This window comes from Hungatella sp. SL.1.14, assembly GCF_024460495.1.
Taxonomy (GTDB): Bacteria; Bacillota; Clostridia; order Lachnospirales; family Lachnospiraceae; genus Hungatella; species Hungatella hathewayi.
In genome coordinates, this window is sequence record NZ_JANFYJ010000363.1 from 1 (window position 1) to 299 (window position 299).

General features: G+C 33.4%; 1 protein-coding gene. It reads right to left on the minus strand.

The window, feature by feature from the left end; translation table 11 throughout:
- A partial coding sequence (locus NE473_RS31375; RefSeq protein WP_256265665.1) for a Gfo/Idh/MocA family protein occupies positions 1-299 on the minus strand: 299 nt, incomplete at both ends.

Genomic DNA, 299 nt, shown 5'->3' on the forward strand with positions numbered 1-299 from the left:
CTGTACTGCAATATTAAAACGATTTTGATGGCAGGCCGAAACCTTTACACCATTTGCCTCAGATCGCCTGATTATTTCCTCAGCATCAGAGATATTAATTGCCATTGGCTTTTCTATAATAATGTTTATTCCATGATCAATACAATAGAGAGCGATCTCTGCATGAAGACCGCTTTCCGTAGCAATTCTGATAAGTTCTAACTTATTCTCCTCTATCATTTGTTTATAATTTTCATATCGTTTAATTGAAAGATTCTCTTCTAAATCATATTTTTTTAGAAGTGTATCTATATGATCCG